This is a genomic window from Arthrobacter sp. GQ119, assembly GCF_059759125.1.
This window is the reverse complement of sequence record NZ_JCAXEA010000087.1, coordinates 1-398: the sequence shown is the minus strand read 5'-3', so window position 1 is coordinate 398 and position 398 is coordinate 1. Positions and strand designations below refer to the sequence as shown.

Sequence of the window (398 nt, the reverse complement as noted above, 5' to 3'; positions counted from 1 at the left end):
CACCTCACCAGTCCGGCAGAACTGGAACGGAAAGTCCCACAACCCCGACCATGCAACGCCCGCCGGCTATCACACATGGAACGGTTTAGCCTGATCCGCGTTCGCTCGCCACTACTAACGGAATCACTATTGTTTTCTCTTCCTGCGGGTACTGAGATGTTTCACTTCCCCGCGTTCCCTCCACGCACCCTATGTGTTCAGATGCGGGTCACCGAGTCACTCGCGCGCTCGGCGGGGTTTCCCCATTCGGACACCCTGGGATCACAGTCCGGTTATCGACTCCCCCAGGCTTATCGCAGATTCCTACGTCCTTCTTCGGCTCCTAATGCCAAGGCATCCACCGTGTGCTCTTAAAAACTTGACCACAAAAGATCAAAAACTAATTTCGAGAGAACCAC

At 55.0% G+C, this 398-nt stretch carries 1 rRNA gene; it reads right to left on the bottom strand.

What is annotated here, in order from left to right:
- Positions 1-364 (bottom strand): 23S ribosomal RNA (locus AC6CH3_RS23475); the annotation flags it as partial.
- Positions 365-398: the final 34 nt, after the last annotated feature.